11 protein-coding genes are annotated in these 13,188 nt (G+C 67.9%); 5 read left to right on the top strand and 6 right to left on the bottom strand.

Annotated elements, in window-relative coordinates; genetic code table 11:
- A complete protein-coding gene (locus AC1RRV_RS10200) occupies positions 1-522 on the top strand; it encodes a CinA family protein (protein ID WP_492859506.1) in 522 nt (173 codons plus the stop codon).
- Here the strand turns inward: AC1RRV_RS10200 and AC1RRV_RS10195 are convergent.
- Together AC1RRV_RS10195 and AC1RRV_RS10190 are read right to left on the bottom strand one after the other, a co-directional pair.
- Entirely contained in the window at positions 519-944 is a 426-nt protein-coding gene (locus tag AC1RRV_RS10195; RefSeq protein ID WP_492859505.1) for a response regulator, read from the bottom strand. The two genes, AC1RRV_RS10200 and AC1RRV_RS10195, sit on opposite strands and share 4 nt — an antisense overlap.
- The gene (locus AC1RRV_RS10190; RefSeq protein WP_492859504.1) at positions 944-4,141 is read right to left on the bottom strand and encodes a PAS domain S-box protein; all 3,198 of its coding nucleotides are present in this window, start codon (positions 4,139-4,141) and stop codon (positions 944-946) included. The genes AC1RRV_RS10195 and AC1RRV_RS10190 overlap by 1 nt, the downstream gene beginning before the upstream one ends.
- A 174-nt stretch (positions 4,142-4,315) precedes the next feature.
- Between AC1RRV_RS10190 and AC1RRV_RS10185 the strand changes: the two genes are divergently transcribed.
- Positions 4,316-5,398: a PA0069 family radical SAM protein gene (locus AC1RRV_RS10185; protein ID WP_492859503.1), complete on the top strand. Its 1,083-nt coding sequence runs from the start codon at positions 4,316-4,318 to the stop codon at positions 5,396-5,398.
- Positions 5,399-5,453: 55 nt separating this feature from the next.
- Here AC1RRV_RS10185 and AC1RRV_RS10180 read toward each other — a convergent pair whose 3' ends face one another.
- A complete protein-coding gene (locus AC1RRV_RS10180; protein WP_492859502.1) occupies positions 5,454-5,837 on the bottom strand; it encodes a hypothetical protein in 384 nt (127 codons plus the stop codon).
- Between the two features lie 112 nt (positions 5,838-5,949).
- Positions 5,950-6,429, bottom strand: a complete 480-nt coding sequence (locus tag AC1RRV_RS10175) for a hypothetical protein (RefSeq protein WP_492859501.1) — start codon at positions 6,427-6,429, stop codon at positions 5,950-5,952.
- A 141-nt stretch (positions 6,430-6,570) separates the two neighbouring features.
- On the opposite strand from AC1RRV_RS10175, the gene AC1RRV_RS10170 reads away from it, so the two are divergent.
- Entirely contained in the window at positions 6,571-7,035 is a 465-nt protein-coding gene (locus AC1RRV_RS10170) for a glycosyltransferase family protein (RefSeq protein WP_492859500.1), read from the top strand.
- Positions 7,036-7,047: 12 nt separating this feature from the next.
- On the opposite strand, the gene AC1RRV_RS10165 is transcribed toward AC1RRV_RS10170, so the two are convergent.
- Both AC1RRV_RS10165 and AC1RRV_RS10160 read right to left on the bottom strand, forming a co-directional pair.
- Positions 7,048-8,592 (bottom strand): lytic transglycosylase domain-containing protein, encoded by a 1,545-nt coding sequence (locus AC1RRV_RS10165; protein ID WP_492859684.1) that lies wholly within the window; start codon positions 8,590-8,592, stop codon positions 7,048-7,050.
- 115 nt (positions 8,593-8,707) lie between these two features.
- On the bottom strand, positions 8,708-9,529 hold the full coding sequence (locus AC1RRV_RS10160) for a uracil-DNA glycosylase (RefSeq protein ID WP_492859499.1): 822 nt from the start codon (positions 9,527-9,529) through the stop codon (positions 8,708-8,710).
- 165 nt (positions 9,530-9,694) lie between these two features.
- Between AC1RRV_RS10160 and AC1RRV_RS10155 the strand changes: the two genes are divergently transcribed.
- Both AC1RRV_RS10155 and AC1RRV_RS10150 read left to right on the top strand, forming a co-directional pair.
- Positions 9,695-11,368 (top strand): electron transfer flavoprotein-ubiquinone oxidoreductase, encoded by a 1,674-nt coding sequence (locus AC1RRV_RS10155; RefSeq protein ID WP_492859498.1) that lies wholly within the window; start codon positions 9,695-9,697, stop codon positions 11,366-11,368.
- Between the two features lie 89 nt (positions 11,369-11,457).
- On the top strand, positions 11,458-13,188 hold the full coding sequence (locus tag AC1RRV_RS10150) for a tetratricopeptide repeat protein (RefSeq protein ID WP_492859497.1): 1,731 nt from the start codon (positions 11,458-11,460) through the stop codon (positions 13,186-13,188).

The raw sequence follows: 13,188 nt of genomic DNA, 5'->3' as shown, positions 1-13,188 counted from the left end.
ATGATCGAGACCTTCGCGCGTGGCTTGCCCGACGACATCCATCGGCTTGCACAGGACTTGATGGCGGACGTCTGTGGGCGAGACATGTTGATCACGGTCGCCGAGAGCTGCACCGGCGGGCTGACTGCCGCCGTCTTGACCGATGTCGAGGGCTGTTCCCACGGCTTTGACCGGGCCTTCGTGGCCTATACGGATGACGCCAAGCGGGACATCCTCGGCGTGGACCCCGAAATCCTGGAGACGCACGGCGCGGTTTCGCCCCAGGCGGCAATCGCCATGGCGGCGGGCGCACTGGCGCGGTCCAAAGCCGATCTCGCCTTGGCGATCACGGGCTTCGCGGGACGTGGGGCGCCGGGGGAGGAGCCGGGTCTCGTCTATTTCGGGCTTGGTCTGCGGGACCAGCCCTTGCGGTACGAGGTTCGCCGGTTCGGCGACGTCAGCCGCGCGGCGGTGAGGATCGCCTGCCTGCGCACGGTGTTGGCCTTGGCGCGAGGGCTCGTGGCGGCGCCGCTCGTGGTCTAGTCCAGGATCACGGAGTCGTCGGGCGGCGCGGCGATCGACGGCGCGGTCCGCTCGGCGGGCTCGGGACGGAGGATGGCGTTCACGCGGCGGGCCAGGTCCTGCGGCTTGAACGGCTTGATCAGATAGCCAGCCGCGCCTTGCTCGATCGCCTGCATGATCGTGCCGGGATCCCGCTGGGCGGTCATCATCAGGATCTTCGGCTTGTTCCGCCGCGACTTCATCAGCCGCAGGATGTCCAGGCCCGTCATGCCGGGCATGCGGATATCCAGCAGCACGAGACTGAAGCTTTCACGGCCCAGGACCTGCATCGCCGTATCCGACGCCGCGGCCGACGAGACCTTGTAACCCTGCTGGGTCAGGACCAGGTCCACGAACTGGCGGACCATGGGGTCGTCATCGACGATCAGGACCTTGCTGGACATCAGGCGGCCGCCTCGCGCTCGATCCGGCGCTCTAGGCGGGCGATCCATTGGGCCAGGACCCGCTCGGCGCCGTCCGCGGCCGTCCGCGCCGCGGCGAAGGCCATCTTGGAGGGTTCACCGGCCCGGCAGCAGTCTTCCAGGACGCGCGCGGCATTGGTCAGGCGGTTGAAGCCGAGAAGGCCCGCCGAACCCGCGAGCGCATGCGCCTCGTCCGCCAGGGATCGCCCGCCGGAATTTCGCAGCGCCCGACCCAGCTGGTCGTGCAGCAGGCGGGCCATCTTCAGGCTGGCCTCGAAACCCATCAGGGCCTCAAGCGCGTCTCGGGCCTCGCGTTCGTCCTCGGTTTCGTCGCTGGCCTTGCCGGCGGATCGATCCGGCGCCGCGCCCAACAGGTGGGTCTCCAGCGCCTGCTCCAGGTCCGCCTCGGAGAGCGGTTTGAGCAGGTGCCCCGACATGCCGGCGGCCTTGCAGGTGGCGATCTGGTCGGGCGAGCCGCCGGCGGTCAGGGCCACGATCGGCGCTTCGGAGAGGCCCCGTCGGCGGATTTCCCGCGAGGCGGCGCGGCCGTCCATGACCGGCATATGCACGTCCATCAGGACCAGGTCGTAGCTGGTGCGTTCCAAGGCCGCCACGGCCTGGGCGCCGTCGTCGGCCAGATCGACGATGCAGCCACGACGCTCCAGCAGCGCCTTGAACAGTTCGCGGTTCAGCTCGGTGTCGTCCACCAGCAGCACGCGTCGCCCGTCGAAGCGGCGGGGGGCTCGAGCGGCCGCGATAGCGACCACGGGCGCGGCGACCGGCAGATCGATCTCGAACCAGAAGGTCGAGCCTTCGCCCAGCTTGCTTTCGACCCCGATCATGCCGCCCATCAGTTCGACAAGCTCGCGCGAGATCGCCAGGCCAAGGCCCGTACCGCCGAATTGGCGGCTGATGGAGTCGTCGGCCTGGGCGAAACGGTGGAAGAGGCGGCCCAGGGCGTCTGGGGCGATACCGACGCCCTCGTCGATGACCGAGAGGCGCAGGCGTCGGCGACCGGCTGGAGCGTCCAGCAGCGCGATGTCGACCGTCACCGAGGCGTCCAGGGTGAACTTCACGGCGTTGGACAGCAGGTTCAGCAGCACCTGGCGCAGGCGGAAGGCGTCACCCTCGACCCAGCCGGCGATGCGTCCCGAACGCCGCAAGGCCACGCCATGGTCGGCGGCCTGAGGCTCCAGCATGGCCAGGGTGTCGGCGACCAAGTCATCGAAGCTGAACGACTTGGCTTCCAAGGCCACGGCCCCGGCGTCCAGCTTGGAATAGTCCAGGATGTCGTCGATCAGCACGTTCAGGCCTTCGCCGGCCGAGCGGACACGCTCGGCGTAGCGGCGATCGGTCGGGGTAAGATCTCCGCTGTCGGTCAGCAGGCGCGAGAAGCCGATCACGCTATTCAGCGGCGTGCGCAACTCATGGCTCATGGTCGCCAGGAACTCGGCCTTGGCGCGGGCGGCGTCCTCGGCGGTGTCCTTGGCGACGGCCAGTTGTTCGGCCATGGCCGACAGGCTCAGAGTCTGGCGCTCCAGAGCGTCCTGGGCCTCGATGCGGGCGGTCTGGTCCTGGACCTGGGCGATGAAGTGTTTCGGCGCGCCGTCCGGCGCGCGCACCAGCGACACCGACAGGTGGACCCAGACCAGGCGTCCGTCCTTATGGAGGTAGCGCTTGTCCATGCCGTAGCTCTGGATCTCGCCATCCAAAAGCTGATGCAGCAGGGTCAGGTCCTTTTCCAGGTCGTCGGGATGGGTGATGGCCTGGAAGTCGGTCGTCGCCATTTCCTCGGCCGAATAGCCGACGATGTCGCAGAAGGCGTCGTTCACCTTGTTGAAGGCGCCGTCCAGGCTGACCAGAGCCATGCCGACGGCGGCGTGGTCGAACGAGGTCTCGAAGATCTCCAGCTGCGCCTTGCGCTCCGAAATGTCGTGCATCAGGGCGGTGAAGCCCCAACCGTCCGGGCCCTCGGCGCCGCTGATGGCCAGCTCGATCGGAAAGGTCTCGCCCGACTTGCGCTGGGCGGGCACCTCGATGCGCTGGTCGATCACGGCGCTCTGGCCGGTGCGCAGGAAGCGAGCCATGCCCTTGTCGTGGGCCGGGCGGTGTTCCTGCGGGATGATGAAGTCGCTGAGGCGCTGGCCGATCGTCTCTTCCGCCGTCCAGCCGAAGGTCTTCTCGGCGAAGCGGTTCCAGCCGGTGACGTGGCCGGTTTCGTCGATGGTGACGATGGCCTGATAGGCGTTGGCCACGACCTTGCTGGCGCGCGCCTCGCTGGCCCGGAGCTGGTTCTCGCTGCGGCTCAGGGCCTCGAAGGCCGCCTTCCGCGCGGTGACGTCTTCCAGCACGCCGAAGATCGATACGACCTTGCCCGCCTCGTCGTACTCGCAGGTCGCGCGGCCCAGGCCCAGGCGGGTCTGGCCATCAGCGCGGAGCAGGCGCAGCTCGTGCTCCACGAGGCGCTCACCCTTGACGGTCCGGGCGAAGGCCTGGCGGGCGCCTTCACGGTCGTCGGGGTGGTAGAGCTCCAGCCAGTTATCGGAGGTCGGCGTGAACGCCTCGCGCGCCAGGCCGTAGATCTTGTAGACCTCGTCAGACCAATGAATCGTGTCGGTCAGCAGATCGGCGCGCCAGTGACCGACGCCCGAGATGGTCTCGGTCATCTGCAGGAGGCGGCTCTCTTCCTGCAGCCGGCGTTCGGCACGGGTCTTCTCAAGCTGTCCGACCACGGCCGTGGCCAGCATGCGCAGTTCGGCGGATTCACGGGGCGTCAGAGCAGGCCGGGGCTTGTCGTCGATCAGGCAGAGCGTTCCGAGGTTATGGCCCTCCGCGTCGCTGAGCACGGCGCCGGCGTAGAAGCGGATGTTCGGATCGCCGGTGACCAGCGGATTGTCGGCGAAGCGCGGATCCTGGGTCGCGTTCTCGACCACCATGACCTCGCCCGGCGGCAGCTGGATCGCGTGGGCGCAGAAGGCGTGGTCTCGTGGCGTCGAGCAGGCGGCCAGGCCCTGTCTGGACTTGAACCATTGCCGGTCGCGATCGATCAGCGACACCAGGGCGATCGGCACGTCGAAGAGCTCGGTCGCGCACCGGGTGATCTCATCGAAGGCAGGCTCGGGCGCCGTGTCCAGCACGCGATAGGAGACGAGCGCGGCGAGGCGATCGCTTTCGGACATTCGGCGCTTCTCAACTCTGCGATGCAAACCTTTGCAGCGTCGGGCGTACTTTGCGCGAAACAGCCTTGCCAATTGCTGATCCGGACCGGCGCTCGGCGTGCGACCGATTGGCGCACGGCCCGTCGGCACACGTAAGTTCTTGTTATGTTCTCATCGCTGGCGCATAGTGCCGCCATGGCCGAGGCAGTGAAGCTGGGGCCCGCGCCCAGGGGGCGTGGGGCGAAATCCAATCGGACCGGACGTTTCGAGGCGCAGGCGCGCGAAGTGTTCGACGACGGCTGGGGCGAGGAGGACGAGCCTCGGCAGCTGAAGACCGAGCTGCAGCCGATGAAGTCGCGGACGATCATCGCCCGCAACCAGAGTCCTGATGTCGGCTTCGATCGCTCGATCAATCCGTATCGGGGATGCAGCCACGGCTGCATCTACTGCTACGCCCGGCCGGCCCACGCCTATCTGGGGCTGTCGCCCGGCCTGGATTTCGAGAGCAAGATCTTCTTCAAGCCCCATGCGGGCGAACTTCTGGAGAAGGAGCTGGCCAGGGCCAGCTACAAGCCGGCGACGATCCATATCGGGGGCGACACCGACCCCTATCAGCCCGACGAAAAGCAGCTGCGCGTGACCCGGCAAGTGATCGAGGTGCTGGACCGCTACAGCCACCCGTTCACGATCATCACCAAGTCCGCCCTGATCCTGCGCGACATCGACGTGCTGAGCCGGATGGCGGCGCGAAAGCTGACACGGGTGGCGATCTCGATCACGACCTTGGACCGCAAGCTGGCGCGGAGCATGGAGCCGCGCGCGGCGACGCCGGGCAAGCGGATCGAGGCGGTGCGGCGGCTGACCGAAGCCGGGGTGCCGGTGACGGTTATGTTCGCGCCGGCCATTCCGGGGCTCAACGACCACGAGGTCGAGGCGGTGCTGGAGGCCTCGGCCAAGGCCGGCGCGCGGGGAGCGGGCTACGTGGCCCTGCGCTTGCCGCGCGAGATCGCCCAACTGTTCGAGGAATGGCTGGAGGCCGACCATCCCGACCGCGCCCGCAAGGTGATGTCCCTGGTCCGCCAGATCCGCAAGGGCGAGACCTACAACGCCAGTTGGGGCGAGCGGATGATCGGTGACGGGCCAGTCGCCGAGGTGCTGCGCCAGCGTTTCCACCTGGCGGTGAACAAGTTCGGTCTCGACCAACCCTGGACCCCGCTGGACGCCAGCCAATTCACGCCGCCGAGGAAGGCAAGCCCGCAGTTGGATCTGTTTGGGTAGGGGGCGGGGCCGTAAATGGTGGTTGTCGGGTATTGGTGGTGAGCGGACGTCTGCACTAACGTGAGAAATCAATCAGTGCTGGCAGCCCCACCTGCTTGGAGGCGGCTTCGAACTCTGACCTTTCGAGCGGTCCTACGATACGTTCGGGATTGTCACCCCAGCCCCGCTTTTCCTCGGCGACACGACGGAAGTAGAAATACTCATCCCGGTCCGCCCGGTGGCGCGCAATGACGATGTGCGTCGCGTTACCGCCAGCGGCAAACACATCGGGACCAGGCAATCCGTCAACCGCGCATCCGCCTTCAGGACCGTCCGGGCAGCGGAAAAGCGCGCGGTCATTACTGTCTGCAACGTACATGACGTAGAAGGGGCGGCTGACCTCTTGGACCACGGGGGAGCAGCCGACCAGAAGTGCGGTCGAGAGACCCAGAACGGCCATGCGTGTCCCGAACATACCGAACTGGTAGCAGACGTTCCCGTAGTCTCGAAGAGGTCGAAAGCCGCCCTACGCCCGGAGGCGACCAATCTGAGGTTTTCGCCGGTAGACGGTCTCAAGACTCTCCAGTGCTGATGTCTCGGACCGCACAAGCCTTGTCCCTGTCGGTGACGCGAAAATCGCAGATCAGTCGGATTTCATCAGGATAGGCCGGTCCGACCCAGACCAGTGTCGCGACAATGGGATTGCCCTGGCCGTTGACGCGGCGGATCTGGAGACTCTGACGATGCGGGCCGTCCAACCGGAACTCGTGGCGTGCGGCGCGTGATACGCAAGCCTCGCCGAGGATGTCGCAGGACGAAATCCGTTGGTCCGGCGCCAAGGTTCCCGATCTCGACGGATCGCTGCCCTTTTCCCCATAGATGATCATCAATTGAGTTGCCGCCGCGAGGGCTTCCTTGCCTTTCGCATCGATAACGACGCTGGGCATGACAGGACGCCAGTAGGCGGCGTGGGCGGCGTACGCACCGACACTGACGGCGATCACCGAAACGACGGTGAGCGCAAACGCGCGAACATGGAATATCACCGGCACGCCCTATGGTTGTTCGTCGCCCTTGATAGGCGAGGTTGAAAGGGATCACAACGAGCGGCCACGCGTGCGTCCTTGCCGCTGCGCTACTCGCTCCTGGCCTTTCGCCCTTGACCCGACCTCGCCCGCTGGCCAAGCAGGGGCATGATCTCCGTCGTCCTCGTCGCTTCAGAAGACCTGCAAGGTCTGGCCGCCCAGCTGGCCATGCTGGTGCCCGCCGCCGTGGACGGGCTGGTCAAGGAGGTGATCCTGGTCGCCGACGGCGAGGCCGGAGTCGAGGCCCTGGCCGAGGACAGCGGCGCGCGCCTGGTGAAGGCGTCGGGCGAGGTCGCCGCGCGCCTTTCGGCCGGCGCCGCCGTGGCCAAGGGCGACTGGATCCTGACCCTGCGCGCGACGCCGATCCTGCGTGAGGGCTGGCGTGAGCCGGTCGAGAAGCATCTGGCGGGCGGGTCGGGGGCTTCGGCTTTCTTGACCGCGCCGGGCGGCCTGCTGGGCAGGCTGTCGCCCCGCCTGCACGGCGTGTTCGTGCGCCGGCTGGACTGGCCCGCGAGCGGTGGTGACGAGAAGGTGCTGGCGAAGGCCTTGAAGGCCAAGAGCCTCAGGTACTGAGCGGTCCAGCGATCACGGCTGCTGCAGCTGGCTCATCAATTGATCGATCGAGGTCGGCTGGGCGATCTGCGGATCCAGGCGGAAATCCACCTGCCGTGCGCCGCTGGCCACGGCGTCGAGGGTCTTGTTCTCCGCGCCTAGGAGCCGGCGATAGGTCCAGTAGCTGGCCATCACCTTCTCGACATAGTTGCGGGTCTCCTGGAAAGGCAGGCTTTCGATCAGCAACAGCGTGTCGCAGTCCGCGCCCAGCTGGGCCGCCGTCCTGTTGAGCGTCGCCGGGCCGCCGTTATAAGCCGCGACGGCGCGGAGGATGTCGGGGCTTTTGACGCCGCGATCCATCAGCCAGGTGAAGTAGTCCTGGCCGGCCCGCAGATTGTAGGCGGGGTCGAACAGGGGGGACTTGTCGGCCAGCAGCTTGTCGTCACCGACCACGTCGGCGGCTGAGGAAGGACGAACCTGCATCAGGCCGACCGCGCCGGCGTTGGAGACGGCCATCGGATCGAAGCGGCTCTCCTGACGCACCAGGGCGTAGACCATGGCCTTGTCGATGGTGAAGCCGCCGACGGGATCCAGCGGGGGCAGGGGATAGTCCTCGCCGCCGACCCGCCGCACAGGCCGGCCGCCGTTCAGCGGCGCGTTGGCGTTGAGGGCGAGGGCCAGGGCGGTCCAGTCGTCGCGCAGTTCCGGCGTCTCCGCCAGCGACAGCCCGGCGCGCAATTCCAGACCCGCCTCGCGCCAGCGCCCGACCTGGGCGAGGGCGGCGGCGCGGCGCGCACGCGGATCGCTCTTCACCAGTTGGTCCAGCGAAGCCGTGTCGGGACCCGCATAGCTGATGCGGGTCAGCAGGCTGGCGATCGGGTCGTGGCTGGCTTCAGTAAGGGTCACGCCGGCCAAGGACAGCTGACGGGCGGCGATCATGCCGTAGAAGGTGTGTGGCGAGCGGGCGGCGTCGGCGAGCAGCGCCTGGGCTTCGCGGCCCTGGCCGGCCTGGCTGGCCACGCGCGCGGCCCAGAAGGCGCCGGCGGCGCGCAGCCACTCGTCCTCGTTCTGGTCGTGGGCGACCTGTTCGAAATATCTCTGAGCCGTGCGGGCGTCGCCGAGACGATAGGCCGAAAGGCCCGCGATCCAGCGTTCGCCGCCGGCCACCGCCAAGGTCAGGGCCTTGCTGACATCGCCGGAATAGTAGGCCTCGCGGGCGGCGCGCCCCTTGTCGGCGGGCGGCGGGGCGGTCTCGTCGCCGATGAAGAGTTCGGGGACCGGCGGGGCTTCGCCACGCTTGGGCTTGCGCTTGACGGCCAGGGCGTAGACCCGATCGGCGCCAGCTTCCTCGGAATAGGTCTCAAGCCAGGTCGTGAGGTCGGTGTAGCTGGCCGAATAGCGGGTCGGGTGCATGACCTTGGCGAAGGCCAGGCGGCCGGCCAAGCTGCGGTCGCGCGCATTGGCGAACGCGGCCTCGGCGGCGTCGAAGTCGCCGCGATCGGTGGCGGCGAAGGCGGCGCGATAGTAGCGGACATCATCCTGGGACAACGGGTCGAGGGCGCCCGCATGCGCGACCATGGTGGTCGCGCAGAGCACGAGGGCCGAAAGAACGGCCAAAGGGCGAGCCCAAAGCTGCAAAAACGTTCCGCGCTCCCCCGCAGGGCGCGTCCCCCGTTCCGACTGGTGGCGAAACTTAGTTCGGGCGGTCCGGGCGATCAAGCCGCTCGGTCAGCGTCAGAAGGTCCTGCCAGGCCTTCTTCTTCTGCGCGGGCGTCCGCAGCAGGAAAGCGGGGTGCAGGGTCGGCATGGCGGGCAGTTCGGTCGCCTTGTCGTCGGAGACCCATTCGAACCAGCGGCCGCGCATCGACAGGATGCCCTCATCGCGCTTCAGCATCGCCTTGGCCGACGCCCCGCCGGCCAGCAGGAGCATCTTCGGCTGGACCAGGGCGATGGCGCGCTCGACGAAGGGGGCGCAGACGGCCTGTTCCTGCGGCGTGGGCGTACGGTTGCCGGGCGGGCGCCAGAAGACGGTGTTGGTGATGAAGACGCGGTCTTCCAGGCCGGCGGCCTTCAGCATGCGGTCCAGCAGCTTGCCGGCGCGGCCGACGAACGGCTGGCCTTGGGCGTCCTCGTCGGCGCCGGGGCCTTCGCCGATCACCATCAAGGGCGCGTTGGCGACGCCGCGCGAGAACACCGCCTGCTTGGCGCCTTGGGTCTTCAGCGAGCAGCCGTCGAAGGCGGCGATCGCGGCGGCCAAGCTCTCAAGATCGTCGCAGGCCGCCGCGGCGGCCTTGGCGGCGGCGACAGCCGTGCCGACATCGGGACCGCGCGCGATGGCGAGGCCCGGGCGGGCGACCGGCGGCGGGGGAGGCGGCGGCTGGCTCTTGGCCCGCAGCATCGCCGCGCCCTCGGCGAGTCGGTCGATCGGCGCGTCCGCGTACGACGCCTCGACCCCCGCATCGGCCCAAAAGGCCAGCAGGCTTTCGACGGCGCGTTGATCGACGGCGAGGCTCATGAGACGGTCTTACCGCGTAATGTCGCCAGTCTCCACGCTGCGGCGCAGCAAAAAAGCGAGATCAGGTGCTTGACCGCCCATGCGTCAGGTTCGGATAAGCTCTGATTCAAACAGTCATAAGACAGGTCCCGTCCGAGCAAGCGACGGGACCAGCCGGGAGATCTCATGAGCGAAGACCTCGAACGCGAGTCGATGGAATACGACGTCGTCATCGTCGGCGGCGGTCCTGCCGGTCTCTCGGCGGCCATCCGGCTCAAGCAACTGGCGGCCAAGGCCGGGACCGAGATCTCGGTGGCGCTGCTGGAAAAGGGCTCGGAAGTCGGCGCCCACATCCTGTCCGGCGCGGTGATCGACCCCAAGGGCCTGGCCGAGCTCTTCCCGAACTGGAAGGCGGAAGGCGCGCCGCTGGAGACGCCGGTCACCAAGGACCGCTTCAAGATCCTGGGCCCGCAGGGCGAGCTCAGCCTGCCGATGTTCGCCATGCCGCCGTTCATGCACAACCACGGCTGCTACATCGCCTCGCTGGGTAACCTGACCCGCTGGCTGGCCGGCAAGGCCGAGGAACTGGGCGTCGAGATCTACCCGGGCTTCGCGGCTTCGGATCTGGTCTGGAACGAAGACGGTTCGGTGAAGGGCGTCGTGGTCGGCGTGGTCGGCATCGGCAAGGACGGCCACCACAAGCCGGACTTCCAGCCGGGCATGGAGCTGCACGGCAAGTACGTCTTCATCGCCGAGGGCGTACGCGGCTCGCTGGCCAAGCAACTGATCGCCAAGTTCAAGCTGGACGAGGGCAAGTCGCCGCAGAAGTACGGCCTCGGCATCAAGGAGCTGTGGCAGGTTCCGCCCGAGCAGCACCAGCCGGGCCTGGCCGAGCACACCACCGGCTGGCCGCTGGACAACAGCACCGGCGGCGGCAGCTTCATGTACCACTTCGGGGACAACTACGTGGCCATCGGCTACGTCGTGCACCTGAACTACAAGAACCCATGGATCTCGCCCTTCGACGAGTTCCAGCGCTTCAAGCAGCATCCGGGCGTGCGTCCGTACCTGGAAGGCGGCAAGCGCATAGCCTACGGCGCGCGGGCCATCACCGAGGGCGGCTACCAGTCCGTGCCGAAGCTGACCTTCCCGGGCGGAGCGCTGATCGGTTGCTCGGCCGGCTTCGTCAACGTGCCGCGCATCAAGGGCAGCCACAACGCGGTGAAGACCGGCATGCTGGCCGCCGAGGCCGCCTATGAAGCGGTCCAGGCCGGCCGCGCCAGCGACGAGCTGACCGCCTACCAGACCGCCTACGAGAAGTCCTGGGTGGCCAAGGAACTGAAGGTTGTCCGCAACGCCAAGCCGATGCTGGGCAAGTTCGGCACGGCCCTGGGCGGCGCGATCAGCATGTTCGACATGTGGTGCACCCACCTGTTCGGCGGCTTCTCGTTCTTCGGCACCATGAAGCACGAGAAGACCGACGCGGCCTCGACGGGCCTGGCCAAGGACTTCAAGCCGATCGTCTACCCCAAACCCGACGGCGTGATCAGCTTCGACAAGCTGAGCTCGGTGTTCCTGTCGGCCACCAACCACGAGGAAGACCAGCCGGCGCACCTGAAGCTGAAGGACCCGTCGGTCCCGATCTCGGTGAACCTGCCCAAGTACGGCGAGCCGGCGCGTCTCTATTGCCCGGCCGGCGTCTACGAGGTGCTCTACAACGAGCAGGGTCAGGATCCGCGCTTCCAGATCAACGCCCAGAACTGCGTCCACTGCAAAACCTGCGACATCAAGGATCCGTCGCAGAACATCGTCTGGACCACGCCGGAAGGCGGCGGCGGCCCCAACTACCCGAACATGTAGGGCTTTCTCGCCTGCGACAGAGCAGCCTCCCGGGCCCGCCCGGGAGGCTTTTTGTTGCGGACCGCCTCGAAACCTCGGAGGGTGCGGGGATGACGCGTATCAAAGTCCTCCTCGCCTGTGTTTCCGTCGCGGCCCTGGCCGCTTGCGCCTCCGAGCCCCGCCAGATCACGATGCGCGGCCCGGTCAACACCCGGGCGATGATGTTCGACACCCGCTCCTCGTATGGCCAGTTCCTGGCCGGCCAGGCGGCGCTGCGCGACGGCAAGTCCAAGGAGGCGGCCACCTATTTCGGCACGGCCGCCGTGCTGGGCGAGGACCCCGGCGTGATCGGCGAGCGATCGTTCACCGCGCTGCTGATGGCCGGCGAAATCACACGGGCGGCGGCGCTGGCCCCGACCGAGGCCGACGCGAACGAGGCGATCAAGCGCCTGGGCGTGGTGACCCGCATGGTCGAGGCCCTCGCGACGGGCAAGGGCAAGGACGCCCAGCTCCTTCTGAAGTCCGAAGCGCCGGGTTTCCCGCATCAACAGGCGACCGCGCTTCTGGCGCCCTGGATCGCGGCGGCGGCTGGGGATGACGAGGGCGCGATCGTCCAGCCGACCCTGCGCAATGACAAGCTGGTCCAGTATTTCGGCCAGCAAGGTCAGGCGCGCCTGTTCGAACGGGCCAAGCGCTATGACGAGGCCGAGACCGACTACAAGGCCCTGACCTCCAATACGAGCACGGCCAGCATCTTCACGCTCGACTACGGCGGCTTCCTGGAGCGCCGCAAGCGCCATGCCGACGCCGTGGCCCTGTACGACACCGCCCTGCGCAGCGCGCCCAACGACCTGGGTCTGAAGCGGGCCCGCGCCCGCGCGGTCGCCAAGGGCGCGCCGCCGGCGATGCCGACGCTGCGCCAGGGCGCGGCCGAGGGTCTGGTGGCCTGCGCCGCGACGTTCGCGGGTGAGCGTCAGGCTCAGTTTGCTCTGGCCTATCTTCGCCTTGCCCTGCGCCTGGATCCGGCCCGCGACGAGGCCTGGGTGCTGGTTGGCGACCTCCTGAACCAGAACGAGGACCCGCAGGGCGCCCTCGAGGCCTATGCCCACGTCCTGCCAGGCTCGCCGCACTACGCCTCGGCCCAGAGCAAGAGCGCCTGGGCCTGGAACGATCTCGGCGACAAGGTCAAGGCGCTGGCCGTGGCGCGCGCCGCCGCGACCGCTGCGCCGGAGAACCGCGACGCCCAGGTGGCCCTGGCCGATCTGCTGCGCGCCGGTGGCCAATGGAACGAGTCGGTGGCCGTTCTTGATCCGATCGTCGCCCGCGAGAGCGCCGATCCCGACTGGCGCCTGCTTTACCTGCGCGCCGTCGCGCTGGAGCAGGCCAACCGCTGGCCCGAGGCCGAGCGCGACCTGCGGGCGGCGCTGAAGGCCAATCCGGACGAGCCTGAGCTGTTGAACTTCCTCGGCTACTCCTGGATCGACCGCAACGAACACCTCGCCGAGGCCCTGGGCATGGTCCAGAAGGCGGTCAATGCGCGGCCGCAGTCGGGGGCGATGCTCGACTCGCTGGGCTGGGCCTATTACCGCCTCGGGGACTACAAGAACGCTGTCGAGAAGCTTGAAGCGGCCGTCGAGATGGAGCCGGGCGATCCAGACGTGAACGGCCACCTCGGTGACGCCTACTGGAAGGTCGGCCGCAAGACCGAGGCTGAGTTCCAATGGCGCCGCGTCCTCACCCTTGAGCCCGACGAGAAGCAGAAGGCCGAGGCCGAGGCCAAGCTGAAGAACGGCCTGGGTCCCACGGGGCCCGCGGTGAAGTCGACGATCGCCCACAACTGA

The sequence above is a fragment of the Caulobacter sp. GW821-FHT11E10 genome (assembly GCF_058808375.1).
This window is presented reverse-complemented; position numbering and strand designations above follow the sequence as displayed.